This window comes from Piscinibacter defluvii (assembly GCF_004011805.1).
GTDB classification, from domain to species: domain Bacteria; phylum Pseudomonadota; class Gammaproteobacteria; order Burkholderiales; family Burkholderiaceae_C; genus Piscinibacter; species Piscinibacter defluvii.
The window spans coordinates 605,253-628,904 of the sequence record NZ_RCHJ01000004.1 but is presented as its reverse complement, the minus strand read 5'-3'; the positions used below and the strand labels follow the sequence as shown (position 1 = coordinate 628,904).

23 protein-coding genes are annotated in these 23,652 nt (G+C 73.9%); 10 read left to right on the top strand and 13 right to left on the bottom strand.

Features of this window, described 5'->3' with window-relative positions; all coding sequences use genetic code 11:
* Together D9C15_RS33740 and D9C15_RS15580 are read left to right on the top strand one after the other, a co-directional pair.
* A partial coding sequence (locus D9C15_RS33740; RefSeq protein WP_205854811.1) for a hypothetical protein occupies positions 1-400 on the top strand: 400 nt, incomplete at its 5' end.
* Entirely contained in the window at positions 397-1,113 is a 717-nt protein-coding gene (locus tag D9C15_RS15580) for an alanyl-tRNA editing protein (protein WP_127998780.1), read from the top strand. The genes D9C15_RS33740 and D9C15_RS15580, both read left to right, overlap by 4 nt.
* Here the strand turns inward: D9C15_RS15580 and D9C15_RS15575 are convergent.
* Complete coding sequence (locus tag D9C15_RS15575) at positions 1,075-2,151, bottom strand: GlxA family transcriptional regulator (protein WP_127998778.1); 1,077 nt, start codon at positions 2,149-2,151, stop codon at positions 1,075-1,077. The two genes, D9C15_RS15580 and D9C15_RS15575, sit on opposite strands and share 39 nt — an antisense overlap.
* Positions 2,152-2,239: 88 nt before the next feature.
* Here D9C15_RS15575 and D9C15_RS15570 point away from each other — a divergent pair, with 88 nt between their 5' ends.
* Positions 2,240-3,001, top strand: a complete 762-nt coding sequence (locus tag D9C15_RS15570) for a sterol desaturase family protein (protein ID WP_127998776.1) — start codon at positions 2,240-2,242, stop codon at positions 2,999-3,001.
* Position 3,002: 1 nt separating this feature from the next.
* Positions 3,003-3,971 (top strand): homocysteine S-methyltransferase family protein, encoded by a 969-nt coding sequence (locus tag D9C15_RS15565; protein WP_127998774.1) that lies wholly within the window; start codon positions 3,003-3,005, stop codon positions 3,969-3,971.
* A gap of 9 nt (positions 3,972-3,980) precedes the next feature.
* On the opposite strand, the gene D9C15_RS15560 is transcribed toward D9C15_RS15565, so the two are convergent.
* The 3 genes from D9C15_RS15560 to D9C15_RS15550 form a co-directional block, all read right to left on the bottom strand.
* Complete coding sequence (locus D9C15_RS15560; RefSeq protein WP_127998772.1) at positions 3,981-5,003, bottom strand: GGDEF domain-containing protein; 1,023 nt, start codon at positions 5,001-5,003, stop codon at positions 3,981-3,983.
* Positions 5,004-5,046: 43 nt separating this feature from the next.
* On the bottom strand, positions 5,047-5,988 hold the full coding sequence (gene lhpI / locus D9C15_RS15555) for a bifunctional Delta(1)-pyrroline-2-carboxylate/Delta(1)-piperideine-2-carboxylate reductase (protein WP_127998770.1): 942 nt from the start codon (positions 5,986-5,988) through the stop codon (positions 5,047-5,049).
* A 70-nt stretch (positions 5,989-6,058) separates the two neighbouring features.
* Positions 6,059-6,343 (bottom strand): hypothetical protein, encoded by a 285-nt coding sequence (locus D9C15_RS15550; protein WP_127998768.1) that lies wholly within the window; start codon positions 6,341-6,343, stop codon positions 6,059-6,061.
* 180 nt (positions 6,344-6,523) lie between these two features.
* On the opposite strand from D9C15_RS15550, the gene D9C15_RS15545 reads away from it, so the two are divergent.
* Together D9C15_RS15545 and D9C15_RS15540 are read left to right on the top strand one after the other, a co-directional pair.
* Complete coding sequence (locus D9C15_RS15545; protein WP_127998766.1) at positions 6,524-6,976, top strand: SET domain-containing protein; 453 nt, start codon at positions 6,524-6,526, stop codon at positions 6,974-6,976.
* 94 nt (positions 6,977-7,070) lie between these two features.
* Complete coding sequence (locus D9C15_RS15540; RefSeq protein ID WP_205854810.1) at positions 7,071-7,391, top strand: hypothetical protein; 321 nt, start codon at positions 7,071-7,073, stop codon at positions 7,389-7,391.
* Between the two features lie 18 nt (positions 7,392-7,409).
* Here D9C15_RS15540 and amrS read toward each other — a convergent pair whose 3' ends face one another.
* The 7 genes from amrS to D9C15_RS15505 form a co-directional block, all read right to left on the bottom strand.
* Positions 7,410-8,507 (bottom strand): AmmeMemoRadiSam system radical SAM enzyme, encoded by a 1,098-nt coding sequence (gene amrS, locus D9C15_RS15535; RefSeq protein ID WP_127998764.1) that lies wholly within the window; start codon positions 8,505-8,507, stop codon positions 7,410-7,412.
* A 2-nt stretch (positions 8,508-8,509) separates the two neighbouring features.
* Positions 8,510-9,877 carry an AmmeMemoRadiSam system protein B gene (gene amrB, locus D9C15_RS15530; protein WP_205854809.1) on the bottom strand — a complete coding sequence of 456 codons (1,368 nt, stop codon included), beginning with the start codon at positions 9,875-9,877 and terminating at the stop codon, positions 8,510-8,512.
* Positions 9,878-9,964: 87 nt separating this feature from the next.
* Positions 9,965-13,078: an efflux RND transporter permease subunit gene (locus D9C15_RS15525; protein WP_127998762.1), complete on the bottom strand. Its 3,114-nt coding sequence runs from the start codon at positions 13,076-13,078 to the stop codon at positions 9,965-9,967.
* A gap of 12 nt (positions 13,079-13,090) precedes the next feature.
* Positions 13,091-14,227, bottom strand: coding sequence for an efflux RND transporter periplasmic adaptor subunit (locus D9C15_RS15520; RefSeq protein ID WP_127998760.1), 1,137 nt, complete (start codon positions 14,225-14,227; stop codon positions 13,091-13,093).
* Positions 14,228-14,256: 29 nt separating this feature from the next.
* Positions 14,257-15,669 (bottom strand): efflux transporter outer membrane subunit, encoded by a 1,413-nt coding sequence (locus tag D9C15_RS15515; RefSeq protein ID WP_127998758.1) that lies wholly within the window; start codon positions 15,667-15,669, stop codon positions 14,257-14,259.
* A complete protein-coding gene (locus D9C15_RS15510; protein ID WP_127998756.1) occupies positions 15,666-16,361 on the bottom strand; it encodes a CerR family C-terminal domain-containing protein in 696 nt (231 codons plus the stop codon). The genes D9C15_RS15515 and D9C15_RS15510 overlap by 4 nt, the downstream gene beginning before the upstream one ends.
* Positions 16,362-16,457: 96 nt before the next feature.
* The gene (locus D9C15_RS15505; RefSeq protein ID WP_127998754.1) at positions 16,458-17,567 is read right to left on the bottom strand and encodes a hypothetical protein; all 1,110 of its coding nucleotides are present in this window, start codon (positions 17,565-17,567) and stop codon (positions 16,458-16,460) included.
* A 123-nt stretch (positions 17,568-17,690) separates the two neighbouring features.
* On the opposite strand from D9C15_RS15505, the gene D9C15_RS15500 reads away from it, so the two are divergent.
* Complete coding sequence (locus D9C15_RS15500; protein WP_240668418.1) at positions 17,691-18,689, top strand: helix-turn-helix transcriptional regulator; 999 nt, start codon at positions 17,691-17,693, stop codon at positions 18,687-18,689.
* 20 nt (positions 18,690-18,709) lie between these two features.
* Positions 18,710-18,991 (top strand): DUF427 domain-containing protein, encoded by a 282-nt coding sequence (locus D9C15_RS15495; RefSeq protein WP_127998752.1) that lies wholly within the window; start codon positions 18,710-18,712, stop codon positions 18,989-18,991.
* Here D9C15_RS15495 and D9C15_RS15490 read toward each other — a convergent pair.
* Entirely contained in the window at positions 18,981-21,755 is a 2,775-nt protein-coding gene (locus D9C15_RS15490) for a serine/threonine-protein kinase (protein WP_127998750.1), read from the bottom strand. The two genes, D9C15_RS15495 and D9C15_RS15490, sit on opposite strands and share 11 nt — an antisense overlap.
* A 128-nt stretch (positions 21,756-21,883) precedes the next feature.
* Between D9C15_RS15490 and D9C15_RS15485 the strand changes: the two genes are divergently transcribed.
* Positions 21,884-22,420, top strand: coding sequence for an ECF-type sigma factor (locus D9C15_RS15485; RefSeq protein WP_127998748.1), 537 nt, complete (start codon positions 21,884-21,886; stop codon positions 22,418-22,420).
* A 99-nt stretch (positions 22,421-22,519) separates the two neighbouring features.
* Here the strand turns inward: D9C15_RS15485 and D9C15_RS15480 are convergent, their stop codons facing one another.
* On the bottom strand, positions 22,520-23,152 hold the full coding sequence (locus D9C15_RS15480; RefSeq protein WP_164886734.1) for a TetR/AcrR family transcriptional regulator: 633 nt from the start codon (positions 23,150-23,152) through the stop codon (positions 22,520-22,522).
* Between the two features lie 88 nt (positions 23,153-23,240).
* Here D9C15_RS15480 and D9C15_RS33415 point away from each other — a divergent pair, with 88 nt between their 5' ends.
* The gene (locus tag D9C15_RS33415; protein ID WP_164886733.1) at positions 23,241-23,594 is read left to right on the top strand and encodes a hypothetical protein; all 354 of its coding nucleotides are present in this window, start codon (positions 23,241-23,243) and stop codon (positions 23,592-23,594) included.
* Positions 23,595-23,652 lie beyond the last annotated feature (58 nt).

Genomic DNA, 23,652 nt, shown 5'->3' with positions numbered 1-23,652 from the left:
GCGGCCGCCCGCAGCGCCGCCGCCCGTGCCGTCGGTGCCCGCCGCGGCGGCGCCGCGCCCGGCCGCCGCAGCGCGACCTGCGCCGGCGCGACCGGTGCCGCCGCCGGCACTGGTCGACGACGAGGCGCCCCTGCTGGAGCGCGCCCGCGCCTGCCTGCTCGAGACGCTGCGGGTCGATCCGCAGCCGGCCGGCAACCGCATTGCCGAACGCGCCCGCCTGGCCGCCGGCACCGCCGAGCTGATCGAGGTGGTGTGGGTGATGGAGCGCGGCCTGAGCCACATGCGGCGCTCGCACCGCGGCCTGCTCAACCTGCAGAAGGCGCGCGAGCTGCTCGGCCTGGGCAACACCCTGGTCGACGAGGACAGCCGGCCCGGCATTCCGGACGACGACAGCTGGTGACCGAGGAACTGTTCCGCGACGACGCCACGCTGCACGCCTGCGAGGCGCGCGTGCTGGCCTGGGACGCCGCCGGCGTGCAGCTCGACCGCACCGTGTTCTACCCGCATGGCGGCGGCCAGGCCGGCGACCGCGGCGAGCTGCAGCTGGCCGACGGCCGCGTGCTGGCGATTGCCGACACGCGCAAGGGCGCGCTGCCGGGCAGCATCGTCCACCTGCCGGCGCCCGGGCAGGACACGCTGCTGGCCACGCTCGGCCCCGGCACGCCGGTGCGCGCGGTGATCGATGCCGAGCGGCGCCGGCGCCACATGCGTTTCCACACCGCCACCCACCTGCTGTGTGCGCTGCTGCCGCACCCGGTGGACGGCTGCTCCATCACCGCCGAGTACGCGCGGCTGGACTTCCACACCGCGGAGGCCTTCGACAAGGAGGCGCTGAACGCCGGGCTGGCGCGGCTGGTCGCCGAGTCTCACCCGGTGCGCCACCGCTGGATCAGCGACGCCGAGCTGGACGCCAACCCGGGCCTGGTGCGCAGCATGAGCGTGCAGCCGCCGCGCGGCAGCGGCCGGGTGCGCCTGCTCGAGATCGAGGGCGTGGACCTGCAGCCCTGCGGCGGCACGCACGTGGCCAACACGGCCGAGATCGGCGCCGTGGTCGTCACGAAGATCGAGAAGAAGTCAGCCCTGACGCGGCGCGTCGTGCTCGGCCTCGCCTGAGCTGCCGGCGCTCTCGCGCAGCTGCCGCGCCAGCGGCTGGAAGCGGCGCCGGTACTGCGCCGGCGTGAGCGCCACCTTGCGCCGGAACAGACGGCCGAAGAAGCTCGCGTCCTGGTAGCCGACCTCGAGCGCGATCGCCTCGACCGGCAGGTCGCCCGATTCGAGCAGCTGCTTGGCCTCCTCCAGCCGCAGCATGTGCACGTACTCCAGCGGCGTCAGCCCGCAGGCGCGCTGGAAGCGGCGCTTGAAGCTGCGCTCGGGCAGGCCAGAGAGCTCGACCATGCGCGTCACCGGCGACTCGGCGCGGTAATGCTCGGCGGCCCAGTGCTGGCAGCGTGCGATCAGCGGGTCGTCGGCCGCGCCGCCATGGGTCAGCGAGGCATAGGCGATCGGGCTCGCGGTGGCCAGGTCGAGCAGGTTGATGCGCGCCACCTGCATCGCCTCCTGCGCGCCGGCGAAGCGGGCGATCAGGTACAGCGCGAGCTGGTGCCAGGCCACGCCGCTGCCGGCCATCACGATGCGCTGCGAGGTGCCGCCCACCACCAGCCCGCGCTCGGGGTGCCAGCGCACGCGCGGGTGGGCCCGGCGCAGCGCGTCGGCATAGGCCCAGTGGGTGGTGGCGTCCATGTCGTCGAGCAGCCCGGTGCGCGCCAGCAGCAGCGCACCCGAGCAGGCCGAGGCGAGCAGCGTGCCCTCGGCGTGGCGCTGGCGCAGCCAATCGACCTCGGCGTCGTAGCGCTGGCCGATGTCGGCGCCCGGCGGCACCGCCAGGTCGGTGATGCAGGCCACGGCGCAGGGCGGGCAGTCGGCGAAGCCGGCCTCGGGCTGGATGCGCACGCCGTTCGCGCCCAGCACCGGCGCGCCGTCGCGGCTGACCACCAGCGGGCGGAACAGCGGCGCGTCCGGCGCGGCGCCGTGCAGCATGGCCCAGTCGCGCCCGGCGCTCGACAGCGCGTCGTAGAAGCCGTACAGCGTGGCCGCGCTGACCTCGGGCGCGGCGAGCAGGGCGACGGTGACGGGCGAGGCTGGGCGTGGCATGGCACGAATGGACGGTTTGTTGCACGGATGACTTTAGTGGTCGAACGCGTGCGCGGCCAGACTGCGCGCTCCTTCAGGAGACCTGCCCATGCCCACCCCTCTCGACCTGATCCTCGACCCGGTCAGCCAGATCGTGTTCGCGCTGTTCGGCGCGCTGCTGCTGTGGGAGCGCCTCGCCCCCGGGCGCACGCTGCCGCGCGTGCGCTTCTGGACGCTGCGCGCCGGCGCCGCCTTCGTCGTGTACTTCCTGCTCTCGTCCTACCTGCCGCTGCTGTGGGGCGAGGCGCTCGCGGTGCTGCAGCTGGCCGACCTGAGCACCTGGCCGACCTGGGCCGCCGCCGGGTTCGCGCTGCTCGTCTACGAGTTCGGCGCCTACGCCTGGCACCGCGCGATGCACCGCTTCGCGCCGCTGTGGCGCAGCTTCCACCAGATGCACCACAGCGCCGAGCGGCTCGACGTGCTGGGTGCCTACTGGTTCAGCCCGCTGGACATGGTGACCTGGACGCTGCTGCCCTCGCTGGTGCTGGCGCTGCTGGGCGTGCCTGCGCCGGCGGCCACGCTCGCGCTGCTGACCATCAACCTGCTGGCCACCTTCCAGCATGCCAACGTGCGCACGCCGCGCTGGCTCGGCTACCTGGTGCAGCGGCCGGAAATGCACACGGTGCACCACGCGCGCGGCATCCATCACCACAACTACGCCGACCTGCCGCTGATCGACCTGCTGTTCGGCACCTTCCGCAACCCGGCCGGCTACGAACACGCCACCGGCTTCTGGCACGGCGCCTCGGCGCGCGTGGCCGACATGCTGCTGCTGCGCGACGTGTCGCGCCCGGCGCCGCAGGAGCGTTGACATGGCGGCCCCCCGCACGCCCCCCCTGCCGCCGGCCGACGGCGCCTGGTTCCTCACCGACGGCGGCATCGAGACGGTGCTGATCTACCAGGACGGCATCGAGCTGCCCGAGTTCGCCGCCTTCGTGCTGCTCGACGGCGCCGCCGGCCGCGCCGCGCTGCGGCGCTACTACGAGCGCTACCTCGCGATCGCGGCCGCGACGCCGGGCGCCGGCTTCGTGCTGGAGTCGCCGACCTGGCGCGCCGGGCTCGACTGGGGCCGGCGGCTCGGCTACGACGCCGCGGCGATGCGGCGCCTGAACGGCCTGGCGATCGCCCTGATGCACGAGCTGCGCGAGGCGTGGCGCAGCCGCATCGGGGGCCCGATCGTGCTCAGCGGCTGCGTCGGCCCGCGCGGCGACGGCTACGCCCCCGGCGCACCGATGGACGGCGACGACGCCTGCCGCGCGCATGGTCCGCAGGTGCTGGCGCTGGCCGAGGCGGGCGCCGAGCGCATCACCGCCGTCACGATGACGACCAGCGGCGAGGCGATCGGCATCGCGCGGGCCGCCGCGGCGGTGGAGCGGCCCTGCGTCGTCTCGTTCACCGTCGAGACCGACGGCCGGCTGCCGAGCGGCGAGACGCTGGCCGAGGCGATCGCGCGCACGGATGCCGAAGCCGAGGCCGGGGCCGGCACGGCGCCGGCCTGGTACATGGTCAACTGCGCGCACCCGAGCCATTTCGAGGCGGTGCTGGAAGGCGGCGGTGCCTGGACGCGGCGCATCCGCGGCCTGCGCGCCAACGCCTCGATGCGCAGCCATGCGGAGCTGGACGCGATGACCACGCTGGACGACGGCGACCCGGCCGACCTGGCCGGCCGCTACCGGCGCCTGCGCGAGGTGCTGCCGAACCTGAACATGCTGGGCGGCTGCTGCGGCACCGACCACCGGCACGTGGCGGCGATCGGCGCGGCCTGGTGCCAGGGGCGGTGAGGGCCCGGCCTACTCGTCCACGCTGACCTGGTTGCGCCCGCCGGTCTTGGAGCGGTAGAGCGCCTGGTCGGCGCGCTCGACCAGCGACTGCATGCCCTCGGCCGGGCGGCGCGTCGCGACGCCCAGCGAGACGGTGATGGCACCCACCATCTCGTTGGTGCCGCCGCGGCGGATGCGCGCGCCGGAGATGGTGGTGCGCACCTGCTCGGCCAGCGCGCACGCGCCGGCCACGTCGGTGCCCGGCAGCAGCACGACGAACTCCTCGCCGCCGTAACGCGCCACCAGGTCGCGGCCCTTCACGCAGCTGCGGATTGCCTGCGCCACCGCCTTGAGCACGGTGTCGCCGAACACGTGGCCGTAGCGGTCGTTGATCTGCTTGAAGTGGTCCAGGTCGATCAGCACGACGCTGGGCCCGGCCTCGCCGGCCGGTTGCTGCTCGAGCAGCGCGAGCATGGCCTCGTCGAAGCCGCGCCGGTTGGTCACGCCGGTCAGCGCGTCCAGCGTGGCCTGCACCTTGGCGAGGTCGAGTTCGCGGCGCAGCTCCTGCAGCTCGGCGGTGGCCGCCTCCAGCCGCGCCGCCAGCGCCGCCAGGCTGGCGCCGGTGTCGCGCGTGCCGGCCAGCAGTTCGGCGACGGACTCGTCGATCGCCGGCCCGTGGCCGGAGGCCTGCAGCCGCCGGCCCTGGGCCTCGAGCGAATCGCGGAAACCGCTGACCTGCTCGCCGGTGGCGCTGGTGCTGCGGCCGACGTCGTCGATCATCTCGCGCAGCCCCTCGCTGACGCGCCGCGTGGCCTGCTCGGCGGCCTCGGCAATGTGGCGGCTGTAGAGCGAATAGACCAGCTCGTCGCCCAGCGGCACCTTGCGCGCGGTGACCGCGTCGACCTCGGCCTTCAGGTCGAGGTTGCGGCCGGACAGGTAGTCGTACCAGACCGCGTAGGTGATCGGGTGCAGCGGCGCCGGCTGCTCGGCCATCTTCGGGATGGCCAGGCGCAGCAGTTCGGCGGAGCGGTCCTTGGAGTCCGGGTAATGCATTCAGTCCTCGAGACCGGGTTCTGAGCGATTATGGGGCGACCCGTCACTTCTGACGACCGGTATCCCACACGAGCTCGGCCGCGGCGAGATCGGCCAGCGCGCTGCCGACCGCCTTGAACAGCGTGATCTCGGAGGCGCTGCCGCGCCCCGCGGCCTCGCCGCGGCACAGCTGGGCCAGCGTGCCCTGCAGCCGCGCGTCGTCGAAGCCACCCTCGGCGCGTGCCGCCAGCAGGTCGCCGGACTTGGCCAGTGCCTCCTCGGTGTCGACATACACCCGGCTGCGCGCGAAGCACTCGGCGTCGGCCTCGCGCATCGCCGGCGAGAAGCTGCCGATCAGGTCGACATGCGTGCCCGGCGCGAGCTCGCGGCCGCGCAGCAGCGCGGTGGTGGACAGGGTCGCGGCGCTGACGATGTCGGCCTGCGTGAGCGCCGGCGCGAGCGAGTCGACCGCCTGCGCCGCGACGCCTTGCGCCTGCAGCTCGGCGGCCAGGCGGCGCGCGCCTTCGGGGCGGTGGTTCCACACGGCCACCGCGGCGATCGGGCGCACCGCGCGCAGCGCCGCCGGCAGCAGCCGGGCGACGCGCCCGCAGCCGAGCACCAGCAGGCGCCGCGCGTCGGGGCGGGCGAGGTGGGACGCCGCCAATGCCGCCACCGCGGCGGTGCGGCGCGCGGTGATCTCGTTGCCGTCGAGCTGCGCCAGCGGCACGCCGGTGCGCGCGTCGAACAGGGTGTAGACCGCGTGCAGCCCGGGCAGGCCGAGCGCGGTGTTGGCGGGGAAGATCGTGATCGTCTTCAGGCCGAAGCGGCCACCCTCGCGCCAGGCCGGCATCAGCAGCACGGTGCCGCCGCCGGCCGCGGGGTCGCCGATCACGTGGGTGTGGCGCAACGGCACGTTCGCGGCCTGCACGTGGGCCCGGCGCAGCGCGTCGATCAGCGCGGGGAAGTCGAGGGCGGCGGCGGTGGCGGCGGCGTCGAAGGTCTGCACGGCGGGCGGGGCAGCGGCGGCCCCGCGAGTATCTGCCGTGCGCGCGGCCCGCCGGCGGGCCGCGGGAGGTTCAGGCGAAGAAGTGGCGGAACACGTCGGGCTCGCGCAACTCGCGCGTGACCAGCCCGCCGCTGAGGGACTCGACGAACGGGCCGCTCTCGACCAGCGGGTCGAGCGCCGCGGGCAGCGTCGCGTCCCACGAGGTGCGGAACATCGGCGAGCGCTCGTATTCGGCGTCGCGGCGGGCCAGGGTCTCGGCCAGCGAAGGCAGTTCCTCCCACTCGATGCCGCCCACCTGCTCGGTGATGCGGCGCTGCGGATGGGACAGCATCAGGTGCGGTTGAAGGCGGCTCATGGCGGGGGTCCTGCAAGTTGAATCGTGATGTGCAGGATATCGACCGGCCCCCGGACCCCATGAGCCGAATAGCGCCCGCTGCTGCCGCCTGTTTCGCACGCGCACGGGGTCTGCGTGACAAAGCACCGCAGCCGCACGCGCATTCCCTGCGCCCCGGGGCTTGACGCGACAATCACCGCCATGCCTGACGACCTGTCTCCCGAGCCGCGCCCGCGCGGCGTGCCGGCCGACCCGCAGAAGTTCGCCGTCGACGTGAAGCCCAGCGCGATCGACGGCCAGGGGGCGTTCGCGGCCGAGGCGATCCCGGCGCGGCGCAAGATCGGCGAGATCCGCGGCGAGGCGATCAGCGTGCGCGAGGCGCGCCGGCGCGCACGCGGCGTCGAGCGCATCATGATCGTGGAGGTGAGCGAGAAGCGCGCCATCGACGCCTCGCGCTCGGGCGACCCGCTGCGCTTCACCAACCACTCGTGCCGCCCCAACGCCAGCCTGCGCATCCGCCAGGGGCGCGTCGAGTTCTACGCGATGCGCGACCTCGCGCCCGGCGAGGAGATCACGGTGGACTATGGCGAGACGCACCACGACGGCAAGCTGCGCTGCCGCTGCGGCGCGCCGGGCTGCATCGGCTTCCTGTAGCGCCCGAAAGCCCCTCGTAACAGCTTGCTCTGCGACAACACAGCCGGCCCGGGCGGGCATAGCATGCGGCCGTGAACCCGTCGGGGAACTTGCCATGATGTCGCCCAAGACCGCCGCCACGAACGACGCCGAGCCGGATGCCGCTGCGCTGAGGGATCTCTCCCTGCCCGACAGCAGTGCCCTGGTGCGCCACGCGGACGGCTACTACTGGGTGGCGCCGGACGGCCGGCAGGAGTTCGGCCCGTTCGCCACGGCGCAGGAGGCGCTGGACGACATGTACACCGCCGCCGACGACAGCATCGAGCCCGGCGAGACGCTCGAGGAGGCCGAGCGCGAGCTGGGCCTGGCGGACTGGGTCGACGCCGACACCGGCGAACTGGCCGAAGCCACCAGCACGCGGCTGGAAGATCACTGAGCGCCTGAGCCGCGCTGTTCAGGCGCCCGCCAGCCGCACCGGGATGCGGCGCGGGCCGAAGCCCCCCGGGCCGGCGGCGAAGCGTCCGGCCAGCGGCGTGCCGCAGTGGCGGCAGGCGCCGCGTGCGTCGAGTTCGTAGCGCTGCACCGCGTGCCAGTCGCGCACGATCAGCGTTTCGCCGCACCCGGTGCAGCGCGTCGAGCCGCCCTCGCGGTCGTGCACGTTGCCGGTGTAGACATGCTGCAGCCCGTTGGCGAGCGCGATGCGGCGCGCGCGCTGCAGCGTGGCCGGCGGGGTGGGCGGCAGTTCGTCGAGCTTGTAGTCCGGGTGGAAGGCGGTGAAGTGCAGGGGCACGCTCGGGCCGAGCTTGTCGGCCACCCAGCGCGTCAGGGCGTCGAGTTCGGCGTCGCTGTCGTTCAGGCCGGGGATCAGCAGCGTGGTGATCTCGGTCCAGCAAGCGGTCTCCTTGACGACGTATTCGAGCGTCTCGAGCACCGGCTGCAGGTGCGCCCCGGTCTGCTGGAAGTAGAACGTGTCGCTGAAGGCCTTCAGGTCGATGTTGGCCGCGTCCATCTTTGCGTAGAAGTCGCGCCGCGGCTCGGCGTGCATGTAGCCGGCGGTGACGGCCACGGTCTGCAGCCCGAGTTCGTGGCAGGCGTCGGCGCAGTCCATCGCGTACTCGGCGAAGATCACCGGGTCGTTGTAGGTGAAGGCGACGCTGGCGCAGCCGCTGTCCTTGGCCGCCTGCGCGAGCTGCTGCGGGCTGGCGCGGTCCATCAGGCGGTCCATCGCGCGGCTCTTGGAGATGTCCCAGTTCTGGCAGAACTTGCAGGCCAGGTTGCAGCCCGCGGTGCCGAACGAGAACACCGCGCTGCCGGGCAGGAAGTGGTTCAGCGGCTTCTTCTCGATCGGGTCGATGCAGAAGCCCGAGCTGCGGCCGTAGGTGGTGAGCACCATCGCGTCACCCTCGCGGGCGCGCACGAAGCACAGGCCGCGCTGGCCCTCGTGCAGCCTGCAGTCGCGCGGGCACAGGTCGCACTGCAGGCGGCCGTCGTCCAGCCGGTGCCACCAGCGTGCCGGGGTGGCGCCGTCGAACACCGTGTCGCGTCCGCCCATGCTCAGCGCTCCACGCCGAACTTGCGCACCGGGTAGCGCTCGAGCAGCACGTCCTCGGCCCAGAAGTCGGCCGGCAGGCCGGCCTTGCGCTTGAGCGCGGCGAGGAAGTCGCGCGGCGCGGGCAGCTGCTCCCACACCTGCGGCAGGAAGGTGGCCGAGCGGCCGCGCCAGCGCAGCGTGACGCCGTCGACGCCCGGCCGCAGCCGCGCATGCGCCTCGTGCTCGCCGGCCACCGGCAGCGGCTCGCTCGCGCCCAGCAGCGACACCTCGACCTGCAGCGCCTCGAGCTCGTGCGCGCGGATCGACTCGAAGCGCGTGTCCTCGAAGGCCGCGGCCCGGGCGTGGCGGCGCACGTCGGCCTCCAGGGCGCGACAGGCCTCCAGCGTGCCGATGCAGCCGCGCAGCTCGCCGTGCACATGCAGCGTCACGAAGGTCGCGCCGGGCCGTGCCAGGGCCGGGTGAGGCGGCTCGGGCGCGACGGCGCGGCCGAGCGCGGCGGCGATGGTGTTGCGGGCGCGCGCGAGCAGCGCTTCGCCGAGTTCGTCGTCGCGCTCGTGCGTCGCCGCGGCGGCCGGCTCGAAGGCGAGCGCCGCGTAGCCGACCACGCGCTCGCGGTCGCCCGCGGTGTCGCCGGAGTTGCGCAGGTCGAGCAGGCGCGGCACCAGGCCGTGTGCCCGGGCGGCGCGCAGCGCACCGGCCAGCGGGTGCGCGCCGCAGGCCTCGTAGGGATCGAGGTCGGTGGCGAAGGCGAGGATGCGCTCCACGGTGGCGCGGTCGGCGGCCCGGGCCTCGTCGTAGGGCAGGTAGTGCGACAGGTCCGAACTGATCACGATCAGCGTCTCGTCGCCGCCCCACAGCCGCTCGAGCACCTCGGCCACCGCCTCCGGCGCGGCGTCGCCCACCGCCAGCGGCACCAGCGTGAACTCGCCCAGCACGGCCTGCAGGAAGGGCAGCTGCACCTCGAGCGCATGTTCGCGTGCGTGCGGCGCGTCGCTGCGGGTCACCTGCGGCAGCGCGGCCAGCGTGTCGAGCGCGGCGCGGTCCAGCGGCACGCGCCCGAGTGGCGTCTCGAAGGCGTCCACCGTGGGCGCTGCCAGTCCGCGCAGCGCGACGCGGTGGGTCGGCCCGAGCAGCACGACGCGGCGCAGGCGCTCGGCCCAGGGGGCGAGCAGCGCGTAGCCGCTGCCGGCGATCGGGCCCGAGTAGACGTAGCCGGCGTGCGGCACCACCAGCAGCTTGGGCGCTGCCGGGCCCGGCGCGGCGCGCGCGCCGGCCAGCGCGGCATGCACCTGCTCGCGCAGGCGCACCGCATCGTCCGGGTAGAACAGCCCCGCCACCGCGGCGGGCCGCGTCGTGGTGATCATTCCCATCGAGGCCTCCTGGGCTCGAACCTGGGCCCGTCGGCCCGGATTGCAAGCCCAGCATGCCACCGCGGCATGCCCCCCGGCTGAGGAAGCTCAGCCGCCGGCGCGGTTATCCGTCGCCGCGGCCGCCGGCGCGTGGCGGTGCGGCAGGTGCGGGCGGTGCCGGCGCAGCCACAGCAGCAGGTCGTCGACGTAGGTGAACACCACCGGGATGACCAGCAGCGACAGGAAGGTGCTGGTGATCAGCCCGCCGATCACGACGATGGCCATCGGCGCGCGGAAGCTCGGGTCCACGCCCAGGCCGAGCGCGATCGGCAGCATGCCGGCCCCCATCGCGATGGTGGTCATCACGATCGGGCGGGCGCGCTTGCGGCAGGCGTCGAGGATCGCGTCCCAGCGCTCCAGGCCATGCTCGCGCCGCGCCAGGATCACATAGTCGATCAGCAGGATCGAGTTCTTGGTCGCGATGCCCATCAGCATGATCAGGCCGATCATCGACGGCATCGACAGCGAGGACTGGGTGACGAACAGCGCCAGGAAGGCGCCCGGGATCGACAGCACCAGCGCCACCAGGATGGTGGCCGGCTGGATGAAGTCCTTGAACAGCAGCACCAGCACGATGTAGATGCACAGCACGCCGGTGGCCATGGCCAGGCCGAAGCTCTCGAACAGCTCGCCCATCGCCTCGGCGTCGCCCACCGAGGTGCGCGTCACGCCCGGCGGCAGGTTCTTCAGGCTGGGCAGCTCGAAGGCGCGCTGCTCCACCTCGCCGAGCGGCTGGCCGTTCAGCTCGATCTCGAAGTTGACGTTGCGCATGCGGTCGTAGCGTGCCACCTCCGCCGGGCCGGAATCGATCGCCAGCGTCGCCACGTTGGACAGCGGCACCGGGCCGCGTGCGCCCGGCACCGGCAACCGGGCCAGCAGGTCGAGGTCGGCCCGCGCCTCGGGCGCGAGCTTCACCACCACCGGCACCTGGCGCTGGCTGAGGTTGAGCTTGGCCAGGCTCTGGTCGTAGTCGCCCGAGGTCGCCACGCGCAGCGTGTCGGCGATCGCCGCCGAGGTGACGCCCAGGTCGGCGGCGCGCGCGAAGTCGGGCCGCACGATCAGCTCGGGCCGCACCAGGCTGGCGGTGGAGGTCACCGCGCCGATGCCGGGGAGGGTGCGCAGCTCGCGCTCCACCTGCGCGGCATGCTCGGCCAGCACCCGGCCGTCCTCGCCGGCCAGCACCAGCACGTACTTCTCGCTCGAGGCGCCCAGGCCGACCTTGACACGTGCGCCGGGCAGCACCGCCAGCGCGTCGCGCAGCTGCGCCTCGATCGCCTGCTTCGACAGGCCGGGGCGGTCGTTGCGGTGCGTCATGTTGATGGTCAGCACCGCCTTGCGCACTTCCGGCAGGCCGCCGCCGGCGAACGGGTCGGAGCCCGCCGCGCCGCCGCCGATCGCGGTGTAGACCAGCTTGACGTGCTCGTTCTTCTGCACGATCTCGCGCGCCTGCTCGGCCGCGGCATGGGTTTCCTGCAGCGTCGCGCCGGGCGGCAGCGTGACGGTGACCTGGGTCTGCGAGAGGTCGTCCGGCGGGATGAAGCCGGTGGGCAGCAGCGGCACCAGCATGAACGAGCCGACGAAGAACACGCTGGCGCCCACCAGCGTCAGCACGCGGTGCTTCAGGCACCACTTGGCCCAGTGCATGTAGACGGCCAGCCAGCGCGGCTCCTTCTCGTCGTGCTTGGGGGCCTTCAGCAGGTAGGCCGCCATCATCGGCGTGAGCATGCGCGCGACGACGAGCGAGAAGAACACCGCGATCGCCGCCGTCCAGCCGAACTGCACGAAGAACTTGCCGGCCACGCCGCTCATGAAGGCGGTGGGCAGGAACACCGCGATCAGCGTGAAGGTGGTGGCGATCACCGCCAGGCCGATCTCGTCGGCCGCCTCCATCGCCGCCTGGAACGGGGTCTTGCCCATGCGCAGGTGGCGCATGATGTTCTCGATCTCGACGATCGCGTCGTCCACCAGGATGCCGACCACCAGCGAGAGCGACAGCAGCGTCACCACGTTGACCGTGAAGCCCATCAGGTGCATCACGAAGAAGGTCGGGATGGCCGACAGCGGCAGCGCCACCGCGGAGACGAAGGTGGCGCGCCAGTCGCGCAGGAACAGCCACACCACCAGCACCGCCAGCGCCGCGCCCTCGTAGAGCAGCTTCATCGAGCCGTCGTAGTTCTCCTGCACCGGGTCGACGAAGTTGAAGGCCTCGGTGATCTCGATGTCGGGGTGCGCGGCCTTCAGTTTGCCCAGCGTGGCGCGCACGCCCTCGGTCACGTCGATCTCGCCGGCGCCGCGCGAGCGCACGATCTCGAAGCCGACCACCGGGGCGCCGTTCAGCAGCGCGGCCGAGCGCGGCTCGGCGATGGTGTCGTAGACCCGCGCCACCTGGTCGAGCCGCACGCGCCGGCCGTCCGACAGCGCGACTTCCAGACGCGCCAGCTCGTCGGCCGACTGCACCGTGGCGATGGTGCGCACCGACTGCTCGGCGCCGCCGAGGTCGGCGCGGCCGCCGGAGGCCTCCTGCTGCACCTGGCGCAGCTGGCGCGAGATGTCGGCCGCCGTCGCGTTGAGCGCCAGCAGGCGGGCCGGGTCGAGCTCGACGCGCACCTCGCGCGACACGCCGCCCACGCGCGACACCGCGCCGACGCCGCGCACCGCGAGCATCGCCTTGGTCACGTCGTTGTCGACGAACCACGAGAGCGCCTCGTCGTCCATCTGCTTGGAGGCCACCGTGTAGGTGAGGATCGGCGTGCCGGCCAGGTTGACCTTCTGGATCACCGGGTCGCGCAGGTCGGCCGGCAGGTCGGAGCGCACGCGCGAGACGGCGTCGCGCACGTCGTCCACCGCCTCCTGGGTGGGCTTCTCGAGGCGGAACTCGGCGGTCAGCGTCGCGGTGCCGTCCTGGATGGTGGCGTAGATGTGCTTCAGGTCCTGGATGGTCGCGATCGAGTTCTCGATCTTGCGCACCACCTCGGTCTCGAGCTGCCCGGGCGAGGCGCCGGGCAGCGAGGCCGTGACGGTGACCATCGGCAGGTCGATGTCGGGGAAGTTCTGGATCTTCATCGCCCGGAAGCCGAACAGGCCGGCGAGCGTGAGCATCACGAACAGCAGGATCGACGGCGTCGGGTTGCGGATCGACCAGGAGGAGACGTTGATCGCCATGGAGGGCTCCGCTTACTTGGAAGACGCGGTCTTCTGCGGTGCGGGCGGGGCCGCATCGACCACGCGCACGAGGTCGCCGTCGGCCAGGAAGCCGCCGCCGGAGGCGACGACGCGCGCGCTCTTGTCGATGCCGTGGGTGATCTCCACGCGGTCGCCCCAGCGCCGGCCGGTGCTCACCTTGGTCTGCACCACCTTCGAATCGGGACCGACGCGCAGCACGTAGCTGAAGCCGTCGCGCAGCAGCACCGCGCTCTGCGGCAGCGACAGGCCCTGCGCCGTGCCGGTCTCGAACTCGCCGCGCGCGAACATGCCGGCGCGCGCCGCGCCCGGCTCGGGCAGGTCGACGTAGACGATGCCGTTGCGCGTGGCCGGGTCGACGGTGGGCGCCAGCATGCGCACCTTGCCCGGCACCGGCGCGCCGCCGGCCGGGGTGACGGTGACGCTCTGGCCGGGCTTGAGCTGGGCCAGGTCGGGCGCCGACACCTCGGCACGCCATTCGAGCCGGCCGCCGCGGATCAGGCGGAACAGCTCCTGCCCGGCCGGCAGCACCGCGCCGACGGTGGCGCTGCGTGCCGAGATCACCCCGTGGTCCGGGGCCAGCACCTGGGTCTGCGCCAGCCGCAGCTGCATGGTCTTGACGACCGCGCGCTGCGCCTCGAGCCGCGCCTGCGCGGTGCGCTCGGCGGTGAGGTACTGGTTGATCGCCTGGGCCGAGAGCGCGCCGGTGGCCTGCAGCTCGCGCGCCCGCTGCGCGTTGGCGCCGGCCTCGGCCAGCGTGGCCTCGGCCTCGGCGACCGCGGCGCGCGCCTGGGCGAGTTCGGCGGCGATGGTGTCCGGCGCGAAGCTGGCCAGCACCTGGCCGCGCTTGACGACGTCGCCGACGTTGACTTTCACCTCGGCCAGGCGCAGCCCGTTCGCCTCGGTGCCGACGCTGGCCTCCTGCCAGGCGGCGATGCTGCCGTTGGCGGCGACCTTCAGGGCCATGGTGGCGGGCTGCGGCTGCGTGACCGTGACGGTCAGCGCGGGCCGCGCAGGGGCGGCCGCGGCGGGCTTGTCGTCGGCCGCCCGGGCGGCCAGCGTGACGAGCACCGCGGCGGCGGCGAGGGCCAGCGGCGCGGCGACGAGGAGCAGGCGGTTCTTGGTGTTCATTTGTGGGCTTCGCTCGTGGCGATGAAGGGTCACTCGCGCGCGGTGGCGCGCAGGTCGGTGGCGGTCCAGCCGCCGCCCAGGGAACGGTACAGCGCGATCCAGGCGGCGACGCGCTCGCGCTGCAGGTCGATCAGCGCGCTCTGCGCGGCCAGCGCGCTGCGGCGTGCGTCTTCCAGCTCGAACAGGCTGGCGAGGCCGCCACGGTAGCGCGACTCGACGGCGCGGAACGAACGCTCGTAGCCCAGCGCCGCGACGCGGGCATCCTCGCCGCGCGCGGCGGTGCTGTCGAGGGCGACCAGCGCCTCCTCGACCTCGCGCACCGCCGTGCGCAGGCGCGCGGCGTAGGCTGCCGCGGCGGCGTCGTAGCGGGCGCGCGCCGCCTCGGCGTCGGCCGCGCGGCGGCCGCCGTCGAAGATCGGCAGCGTCACGGCCAGCGGGCCGACGCTCCAGACCGTGCCCTGCAGGCTCGGGCCGTCCTGCGGCCACAGACGGGTCGGCGCGATGCTGCCGGCCAGCGTGACACGCGGCCAGCGCTGCGCACGCGCCTGCTCGGCGTCGGCCGCGGCGGCGGCCAGCTCGCGTTCGGCGTCGTAGAGGTCCGGGCGCTGCGCCAGCACCGCGCCGGGCACCGCGGCCACGCCGAGCGCCGCGGGCTGCGGCAGCCGGGCACGGCCGGCGGCCAGCTGCTCGCGCAGCGCGGGCTCGGCCTGGCCGGTCAGCGCCACCAGCGCCTTGAGCTGCAGCGCGCACTGGGCGCGCAGCTGGCTCAGCGCGGCATTGCCCTGGGCCGCGCTGGCACGTGCCAGCTCGGCGCTGGCCGGCGGCTGGAAACCGGCTTGGGCGGCCAGCTCAGTGAGCCGCGCGGTCTCGGCGCGCGAGGTGGCGTCCTGCTCGGTGGGCAGCAGCTGGGCCTCGCAGGCGCGCAGCGCGAGGTAGCCCGAGGCCGTCTCGGCCGCGACCGACACCCGGGCCTCGTGCCAGGCCGCCTGCGCGCCCTCGAAGCGCGCCTGGGCGGCGTCGCGCCCGGCGCGGCCGGCGCCGAACAGGTCGAGTTCCCAGCCGGCCTGCAGGCCGACCGAGGCGCTGCCGGCGCGCGGCGATTGCAGGTCGAAGCGGCCGTACGAGGCGCTCGCCGTAGCGTCCAGCGTCGGCCCGAGCGCGGCGCCAGCGGCCACCCGCGCGGCGCGCGCCTGCTCGATGCGCGAGCGCGCCGCGGCGAGTGTCGGGCTGGCCGCCTGGGCGGCCTCGATCAGCGCCGGCAGCAGCGGATCGTCGAACTGCTGCCACCAGCGGGCCAGCTCGCCGGGCGAGCCGGCGTGCGGCAACGGGGCCTGCCACTGCGGCGGCGCGTCGGGCGGCGTGGCGGTCGGCGGCGTCGGCCCCAGCTGGGCACAGGCGGTGAGCAGGGCGGCCGGCAGGGCCAGCCACAGGCGGGGGGTCATCGCGGGGTCTCTCCTGACGGCTCGGGGGTGGCACGGCGCTGGCGTTCGGCCTCGACCATCGCCAGGCCGTACATGACGAGGCGGTCGAGCCAGCGGTCCCAGGCCTGTGCGCCCTGCTTCAACGCGGGCGCGACCACGTCGATCACGTCGGTGCAGATGTGCAGGTGCACGCCCAGCCCGGCCAGGCACATCGCCAGGCGGCGCAGTTCGTCGTCGGGCGTGGCCACGCCGAGGTGGCGCGCCAGCACCGCCAGCAGCGCCTCGTGCATGGGCTGGATGCCCTCGCTGATCTCCTGCTGCCACAGCCCGGTGGGCTCGAGGATCTCGCGCGCATGCAGCTTGATGCACTGCTGCGCCACGTCGCCCTCGCGCAGCGGCTCGACGAAGCCGGTGTAGAAACCGAGCAACGCCTCGGCCAGGCTGAGCGAGGGGTCGGCGTAACGCTCGATCTCGTCCTCCGGCTTGCCCTGCATCTCGAAGAACACCGTGCGGTACAGCCCGGCCTTGTCGCCGAAGTAGTACTTGATCGCGGCCAGGTTGGTGCCGGCGGCCTCGGCGATCTCGCGTGTCGAGGTCTTCTCGAAGCCGTGCTGCGCGAACAGGCGCAGCGCGGCGTGCATCAGGCGCTCGCGCGTCTGCTCGCCGTCGCTGCGCTGCGGGCGGGGGCGGGGGCTGCGGGCGACGTCGGTCATGGGGCCGCGATCCTAGCAAGTAAATCAATCGTTTGATTTACTTGGGCCTAATGACCGCGGGGTCATTAGGATCGGCGGCCCGACCGGCCCGAGCAGTCAGAGCGGCAGGCTGGCCTGCTGGGCCCGCGCCGCGGCGCTGCGCGGCCCGGCGCTGCGCTTCATCAGCACGGCATGCGGCACATAGCCGCGCGACTCGAGCTGCCAGCCTTCGGTGGCCCGTTCCGGCGCGATCTGCTCGATGTGCTGGGGTGCCAGCTTCTTCGCCGATGCCTTGGAAAGCAGGGACTCACATTTCTGTGGCGTCAGCAGGCGTGCGAAGAAGGTCCAGCGCTGCAGCACGAGCGGGTTGCGCCAGGCGTCCTCGACGGCCCAGCGGGCGCGTTGCGGGTCCTCGGTGCGGCCGGCCTCCAGCACCCGCGGCAGCAGCGCGTAGAAGAACTGGCGGAAGGCGCGCTGCGCCGGCTTGCCCGGCAGCAGCGCCTCGAAGCGCGCCAGGCGCTGCGCCCAGCCCGGGCTCAGCAGCTGCCGGCCGACGAAGGCCTGCAGCGCCTGCACCGGGTTGAACAGGCGCAGCCGGTTGGGCGGGAACACCAGCATCGGGAGCGCGCTCGCCTCCTCGTGCGACAGCGGCGTGACGAAGCTGCACAGCACCGCGACGCGCGCCCATTGCGGCACCGTCAGCCCGCCGGCGGCGCGGATGTGGCCGATCTCCAGGTCGCGCGTCAGCCGCACCGTCTCGCGGAAGCCGAGCGCGCCCTTGGCATGGTTGGCCTTGGCGCTCATCACGGCCAGGTTGCCGGCCGCGTAGCCGGCGTCGTTGCGCACCCGGTCGACCGAGGCGTCGCTGCCTTCCAGCGTGGCGGTGGAGAGCGCGACGCGGGTGATCGGGCAGTGGCTCGCCTCGAGCTGCTGCAGGTAGTGCGGCGTCACCTGCACCAGCTCCACGCTGCGCCCGCGCAGCCAGGCGTGCAGGCGCAGCTGCAGCCACTTGCGCACGTGGCGCGTGGGCTGCAGCGTGCGCGTGCCGAAGGCCGCCTGCCCGGCCAGCAGGCCGTGGCGCAGCGCCGAGGGCTGCTGGTCGTAGGGCGCGGGCGGCAGCAGCGCGTGGTGCGCGTAGTCCCAGCCGAGCTCGAAGCCGATGTGCTCGTGCGCGGTCAGCGAGGCGCCGGCGGGCGCGTCCTGGAGCAGGGGGGTGGTGGTCGACATGGCGATCTCCGCAAGGTGCCGCGGGCTGCGGCGGTGGAGACAGTCTCGCGCTCAGGTGGCTCACCACGTGAGCCACCCCATGATGTTGCGCTAGGGGTATGCTCGCGATCGGTGGCTCATCTGGTGAGCCACCTGCATGGTATGGACCGCACCGAACGCTTCTACAAGATCGAGATGCTGCTGCGCGCGCGCGGCTGCGTCAGTTTCGCCGAGCTCACCGAGGTGCTCGACGTGTCGCGCGCCACGCTCAAGCGCGACCTGGCCTACCTGCGCGAGCGCCTGAACGCGCCGATCGTCTACGACGCGCACGACAACGGCTACCGCTTCGACGGCACGGCCGCGCGTGGCGAGCGCCACGAGCTGCCGGGCCTGTGGTTCAGCGAGCACGAGATCCACGCGCTGCTGTCGATGCACCAGCTGCTCGCGGGTCTGGACGACGACGGTGTGCTCTCGCGCCACCTGCAGCCCATGCTCGAGCGCCTGCAGGGCATGCTCGGGCCCGACGCGGCCGGCTCGCGCGAGCTGGTGAAGCGCGTCAAGCTGATCGGCACCGCGCGGCGCCGCGTGCCGAGCCGCTGGTTCGAGCTGGTGGGCAGCACGCTGCTGCGCCGCCAGCGCCTGTGGCTGCGCTACTTCACGCGGCGCGACCGACGCGAGAGCGAACGCGAGGTGTCGCCGCAGCGCCTGGTGCACTACCGCGGCACCTGGTACCTCGACGCCTGGTGCCACGCCAGCGACGGCCTGCGCCGCTTCGCGCTCGACGCGGTGCGCGACGCGCGGGCGCTCGACACGCGTGCGAAGCCGATCGCGTTGCGCGAGCTGGAAGCGGCGCTGGACGCCGGCTACGGCGTGTTCGGCGGCGGCGACGCCAAGGTGCGCTGGGCCACGCTGCTGTTCGATGCCGATGCGGCGCAGTGGGTGGCCAGCGAGGAGTGGCATCCGCGCCAGCAGGGTCGCCGGCTGGAGGACGGCCGCTACGAACTGCAGGTGCCCTACAGCGAGCCCACCGAGCTGGCGATGGACATCCTGCGCCACGGCGACAGCGTCACCGTGCTGGGTGACAAGCCGCTGGTCGCCCTGATCCGCGAGCGCCTGGCCCGCGCCGCAGCACGCTACGCTTGAGCGTTTCGAAGGAGCCGAGCATGAAAGCCACCTGGAACGGCGTCGTGATCGCCGAGAGCGACGACACCGTGGTCGTCGAGGGCAACCACTACTTCCCCGAGAGCAGCGTCCGGCGCGAGTTCCTCGCCTTCAGCAACCACCGCACGAGCTGCCCCTGGAAGGGCCAGGCCAGGTACCACAGCCTGCTGGTCAACGGCGAGCTGAACCCGGACGCCGTCTGGTACTACCCCGAGCCGAGCGAGGCGGCCAAGGAGATCAAGGGCCGCGTGGCGTTCTGGAAGGGCGTCAAGGTCAGCGACTGAGCCGCGCCGCACCGTCCGGATCGAAGCCGCGCCAGAAGGCATCGGCCTGCGCCTGCAGCGACTGCGCCGGCTCGGGCTGGCCGAGCCCGCGCCGGGCCAGCGCCAGCGCGGCCCAGACCTCGGCACGCAGCGGTGGCACGGCCTGCTGGCGGCGCTCCATCTCGGCCAGCGACTGCTGCAGCGTCTCGAGCGCGGCGCGCTGCTGCCCGAGCGCCAGTTGCGCGAAGCCGATCTCGGGGCGGATGCGTTCGACCAGATAGGTGCCCAGCGGCGTGCCGCGCAGCCGCGGCGGCAGGGCCTGCAGCGCCTGCTGCTGCGCCGCCAGCGCCTCGGCGGGACGTCCCGCCAGGCGCAGCACGATGCCGCGCGCGTGGTGCACATGGTGCAGGCTGTCCGGGAACGATGCCTGCGTCGCCGGCAGCACCTCGGCCAGCTCCCGCTGCGCCTCGGTGTGCCGTCCGGCGTAGGCCAGCGCCACTGCCTGCAGCATGCGGGCATCGAGCGCCTCCAGGCTGGCGGCGCCTTGCAGGCGCGCGAGGATGGCGTGCGCGGCCGCCAGATCCTCGGCGGCGCGCCCGCCGCGCCGCGCGGCCAGCCAGGCGGTGCCGCGGTAGGTGAGGTGCAGCGCGCGGGTGCGCGAGTCGCCCGCCAGCCGTTCCCCGAGCAGCGCCTCCGAGCGTGCCGCGGCCTGCAGCGCCTGCTCGACGCGCCCGAGGCGGCGCAGCGCCGCCACCATGTTGCCGAGGATCAGGCCCTCGACCAGGCTGTCCGGGCCATGGGCCAGCACCGCCTCTCGGCGCGCCGCCTCCCACTGCGCCACGGCGCGGGCGTCCTCGCCGGCGTCGGCCAGCGCCATCGCGTGGATCTCGCGCACCCGCACCACCTGCGGATGGGCCGCCGCGCCGGCGTGGGCCCGCTCGGCGAAGCGCAAGCCGCGCTCGGCGGCCGCGATGCTCTCGGCCGGCGTGGCGGCGTGCAGCTCCTCGGCCTCGGCCAGGGTGTTGGAGGCGCCGACCGTCACGCCGTCGCGTTCGCCCAGCCGCGCCAGGGCGAGCGCGAAGGCCTCGCGTGCCGCCGCGATCGCCGCCGGGCCGCGGCTGGCGGCCAGCTCGAGCCGGGCCTGCTGCTCGAGCGCGCGCACCAGCAGCGCCGGGTGCGTGTCGAGCCGGCGCCGCAGCAGCGGCAGCAGCGTGTCGAGCTGGGCGCGCAGCTCGGGGGCGTGTTCGTGCTGGCCGAGCGCGACGACGAGCAGCACGCGGGCCTGCAGGCCCAGCGGGTGGTCGGCCGGCAGCCGGGCCGCGGCCTCGTCGGCCGCCTGGCGCAGCGTGTCCTGCGCGGTGCGCGCGTCGCCCAGGTTCAGCAGGGCCTCGCCGGTGACGTTGAGCAGCTCGACGCGCAGCTCGCTGCGCTGCGTGTCGATCGCCGCGATGCGCGCCAGCGCGCGGCGCAGCAGCTCGACGGCCGGCAGCGCCTGGCCGCGGCCGGCGGCGGGGTCGGCATCGCGGATCACCGCGGTGATGAAGTCGCGCACCTCGTCGGCGCGGCGCTTTTCCGCCAGCGCGACGCCGGCCTGCCAGGCGGCCAGCCCGGCGCCGCCGAGCAGCGCGACGGCCAGCACCAGCGAGCCGGCGAGCGCGGCGCGGTGCCGGCGCGCGAAGCGCCCGAGCCGGTAGAGCGTGCCGGCCGGGCGCGCCTGCACCGGCTCGTGCGCGAGGTGGCGGCGCAGGTCTTCGGCCAGTGCCGCGACGCCGGGGTAGCGCTGCGCCGGGTCCTTGGCCAGGGCCTTGAGCACGATCGCGTCGAGGTCGCCGCGCAGCGCCGCCCGGCGCGCCGGGCCGGCCACGTCGCTCGGGCGCGGCGGCACGCCGTGCAGCACCGCCTCCTCCAGTGCGGTCGGGGTGGTGCGCGGCAGGTGGTAGGGGCGGCGCTCGGCCAGCAGCTCGTAGAGCACCACGCCGAGCGAATAGACGTCGGCCGCGGTGCCCGGCGGCCGGCCGAGGATCTGCTCGGGCGCGGCGTACTCGGGGGTCAGCAGCAGGCCGGAGTCGCGTGTCAGCGGCGGCTGCGTGGGGTCGTCCTCGAGCAGCCGCGCGATGCCGAAATCCAGCAGCTTGGCCTGCCCGGCGGCGTCGACGAGGATGTTGGCGGGCTTCAGGTCGCGGTGCACCACCAGGCGCGCATGCGCATGCGCGACCGCGTCGCACACCTGCAGCATGAGCTGCACGCGTTGCGCCACCGGCGCGGCACGGCGGGTGCACCAGTCGTCGACCGGCTCGCCCTCGACATGCTCGAGCGCGATCCAGGGCTGGCCGTCGTCGGCCACGCCGGCGTCGTAGAGCCGCGCGATGTGCGGGTGCTCGAGCGTGGCGAGGATCTCGCGTTCGCGTGCCAGCCGCGCGGCCAGGCCGGGGCGCCGCCAGGCGCCGTGCGGCAGCTTGAGCGCCACGCGGCGGCCCTGCAGCATGTCCTCGCGCTCGGCCAGCCAGACGCTGGCCATGCCGCCGCGGCCGAGTTCGTGCAGCAGGCGGTACGGGCCGACGCGGCTGCCGGCGCGCTCGTCGGCATCGTCCAGCCGGGGCAGGGTGTGCGGCGCGGCGCCGGTCAGCGCCAGCAGCGCGCGCAGGCGCGGGGCGAGTGCGGCCTGCTCGCCCTGCAGCGTGGCCAGCCAGGCTTGGCGGGCCCCGGCGGGCAGCGCGAGCGCCTGGTCGAGCAGGCCGCGCAGGCGCCGCCAGGCATCCGGGGAGAGGTCGAACGAGCGTTTCATGGCATGGGCCGCCACGGTGCGCCGGGCCGGGGGGCGCCGTCCATCCCCAGACGCTGACGCGCTCGGGGTGTGGACGGCGCCGGCGCCGAGTCGGCATAGTCCGGACTCGCCACTGCCACGCCCGAAACATGCCGCTCGATCCTCCGCCTGGCGACGGCGCCGTCGACACGCTGTTCGCCGCCACCTATCGCGAGCTGCGCCAGCTCGCGCGCGCGCGGCTGCGCGGCGGCGGGCGCGACGTGATGCTGGACACCACGGCGCTGGTGCACGAGTCCTACCTGAAGCTCAGCCGCACGCCGCCGCCGGATTTCCCCGACCGCCCGCGCTTCCTCGCCTATGCCGGCCGGGTGATGCGCTCGATCATCGTCGACCTGGTGCGCCAGCGGCAGGCCGAGCGCCACGGCGGCGACGTGCAGCTGCTGACCCTGACCGGCGACGTGGCCGACCAGGCCGGCCTGCCCAGCGCCGAGGAGCACATCCTGCGCGTGCACGAGGCGCTGCAGGAGATGGAGCGGGTCGACCCGCGCATGACGAAGGTGGTCGAGCTGCGCTACTTCGGCGGCCTGAACGACCTGGAGATCGCCCAGGCGCTGGGCGTCACCGACCGCACCGTGCGGCGCGACTGGGAGCAGGCGCGGCTGTTCCTCGCCGAGGCCTTGCGCTGACGTCGCCGCGGGCCGTGTCCGGATCGGACCACCCGGTTTCGTTCTTCCTGGCAGGGGCGCCCCTGCGGGTGCCGGAAGGAGCGAACCGTGCACCGCGTCTCAGGGCAGCGTCAGCCCCAGGAGCATCTTGCGCGCCACGTTGAGGATCTTGCGCGCCGAGGCCGAGGAGTAGTGGCCCTCCGGGGCGCTGGCCAGCAACCAGCCGAGGATCGCCCCCTCGACGATGCCGAACCAGGCTTCGCGCCCGGCCACCGGGTCGATGCCGACGAAGGGCCCGCGCCGGCATCCCTGTGCGAACAGCGCATCGACGCGTTCGACCAGGCGCAGCATGCCCGGCAGCGTCATCAGCGTGCGCCCGGCCGATCCCCGCAGCATGTAGACCGACAGGCCGCCCTCGGAGAAGACCAGCGCCGCCTTGTCCGGGTGCGCGGCGTACATGTCGAACACCACCCGCAGCAGCAGCACCAGACGCTCGACCACCGCCTCGGGCGGCGGCGCATCCGGTGCCGCCAGCGCCGCATCGATGCGATCGTGCAGCTCGGCCAGGGCGGCCTCGATCACCGCGAAGAACACGTCCTCCTTGGAGGCGTAGAAGCGCAGCACGCCGGACTCGCTGGTGCCGGCCGCCTTGGCGATGCGCAGCAGCGAGCAGCCCGAGAAGCCGAGCTCGGCGAACAGCGGCTCGGCCGCCGCGAGGATGCGGGCGGGGACGTCGGTGGGGGGGCGGGCCATGGCGTATGCGAGTCGGGAGCTTACCCCCCATTTTGTCGCCTGGAAATAGTGGTAGCAGTAACTACTATAACGCGGACAGGAGGTGGCCATGGTGACGCTGCTGTGGGTCGTGGTTCTGACCCTGCTGTGCGGGCTGGGCGATGCGCTCGGCTTCGTGTACGCCGCGCGGGTCTGGCAGGACGGTGCCTTCCGCTGGGCCGAGGCGCTGCGTTCGGCGCTGAGCTTCCAGTTCGGCGTGCTGATGTACTGGCTCGCGCTGCGCGAGCTGGCGCAGTGGGGCGTGGTGAGCCCGGAGGCGCAGACGCTGGTCTGGTTCGGCGCCACCATCATCGGCGTCGCGGCGCTCAGCGGGCGCGTGCTGCACTGGCCGCTGCTGGATCAGGGCGTGGCGGTGCTGGTGCTGGCCGGCATCGCCTGGCTGCTGCTGAGGACGGCCGAATGAGCGCGCCGGGCCGCTCCCCGGCGCGCACCCCGCAGCACGCGGTGCAAAGGGTGCTCCA

What these genes read in the sequence shown, in the direction of transcription:
- D9C15_RS15575 (WP_127998778.1), bottom strand. Translation starts at nt 2,151, where the DNA reads ATGCCACGCCCAGCCTCGCCCGTCACCGTCGCCCTGCTCGCCGCGCCC.
- D9C15_RS15570 (WP_127998776.1), top strand. Translation starts at nt 2,240, where the DNA reads ATGCCCACCCCTCTCGACCTGATCCTCGACCCGGTCAGCCAGATCGTG.
- D9C15_RS15565 (WP_127998774.1), top strand. Translation starts at nt 3,003, where the DNA reads ATGGCGGCCCCCCGCACGCCCCCCCTGCCGCCGGCCGACGGCGCCTGG.
- D9C15_RS15560 (WP_127998772.1), bottom strand. Translation starts at nt 5,003, where the DNA reads ATGCATTACCCGGACTCCAAGGACCGCTCCGCCGAACTGCTGCGCCTG.
- D9C15_RS15550 (WP_127998768.1), bottom strand. Translation starts at nt 6,343, where the DNA reads ATGAGCCGCCTTCAACCGCACCTGATGCTGTCCCATCCGCAGCGCCGC.
- D9C15_RS15545 (WP_127998766.1), top strand. Translation starts at nt 6,524, where the DNA reads ATGCCTGACGACCTGTCTCCCGAGCCGCGCCCGCGCGGCGTGCCGGCC.
- D9C15_RS15540 (WP_205854810.1), top strand. Translation starts at nt 7,071, where the DNA reads ATGATGTCGCCCAAGACCGCCGCCACGAACGACGCCGAGCCGGATGCC.
- amrS (WP_127998764.1), bottom strand. Translation starts at nt 8,507, where the DNA reads ATGGGCGGACGCGACACGGTGTTCGACGGCGCCACCCCGGCACGCTGG.
- amrB (WP_205854809.1), bottom strand. Translation starts at nt 9,877, where the DNA reads ATGGGAATGATCACCACGACGCGGCCCGCCGCGGTGGCGGGGCTGTTC.
- D9C15_RS15525 (WP_127998762.1), bottom strand. Translation starts at nt 13,078, where the DNA reads ATGGCGATCAACGTCTCCTCCTGGTCGATCCGCAACCCGACGCCGTCG.
- D9C15_RS15520 (WP_127998760.1), bottom strand. Translation starts at nt 14,227, where the DNA reads ATGAACACCAAGAACCGCCTGCTCCTCGTCGCCGCGCCGCTGGCCCTC.
- D9C15_RS15515 (WP_127998758.1), bottom strand. Translation starts at nt 15,669, where the DNA reads ATGACCCCCCGCCTGTGGCTGGCCCTGCCGGCCGCCCTGCTCACCGCC.
- D9C15_RS15510 (WP_127998756.1), bottom strand. Translation starts at nt 16,361, where the DNA reads ATGACCGACGTCGCCCGCAGCCCCCGCCCCCGCCCGCAGCGCAGCGAC.
- D9C15_RS15505 (WP_127998754.1), bottom strand. Translation starts at nt 17,567, where the DNA reads ATGTCGACCACCACCCCCCTGCTCCAGGACGCGCCCGCCGGCGCCTCG.
- D9C15_RS15495 (WP_127998752.1), top strand. Translation starts at nt 18,710, where the DNA reads ATGAAAGCCACCTGGAACGGCGTCGTGATCGCCGAGAGCGACGACACC.
- D9C15_RS15490 (WP_127998750.1), bottom strand. Translation starts at nt 21,755, where the DNA reads ATGAAACGCTCGTTCGACCTCTCCCCGGATGCCTGGCGGCGCCTGCGC.
- D9C15_RS15485 (WP_127998748.1), top strand. Translation starts at nt 21,884, where the DNA reads ATGCCGCTCGATCCTCCGCCTGGCGACGGCGCCGTCGACACGCTGTTC.
- D9C15_RS15480 (WP_164886734.1), bottom strand. Translation starts at nt 23,152, where the DNA reads ATGGCCCGCCCCCCCACCGACGTCCCCGCCCGCATCCTCGCGGCGGCC.
- D9C15_RS33415 (WP_164886733.1), top strand. Translation starts at nt 23,241, where the DNA reads ATGGTGACGCTGCTGTGGGTCGTGGTTCTGACCCTGCTGTGCGGGCTG.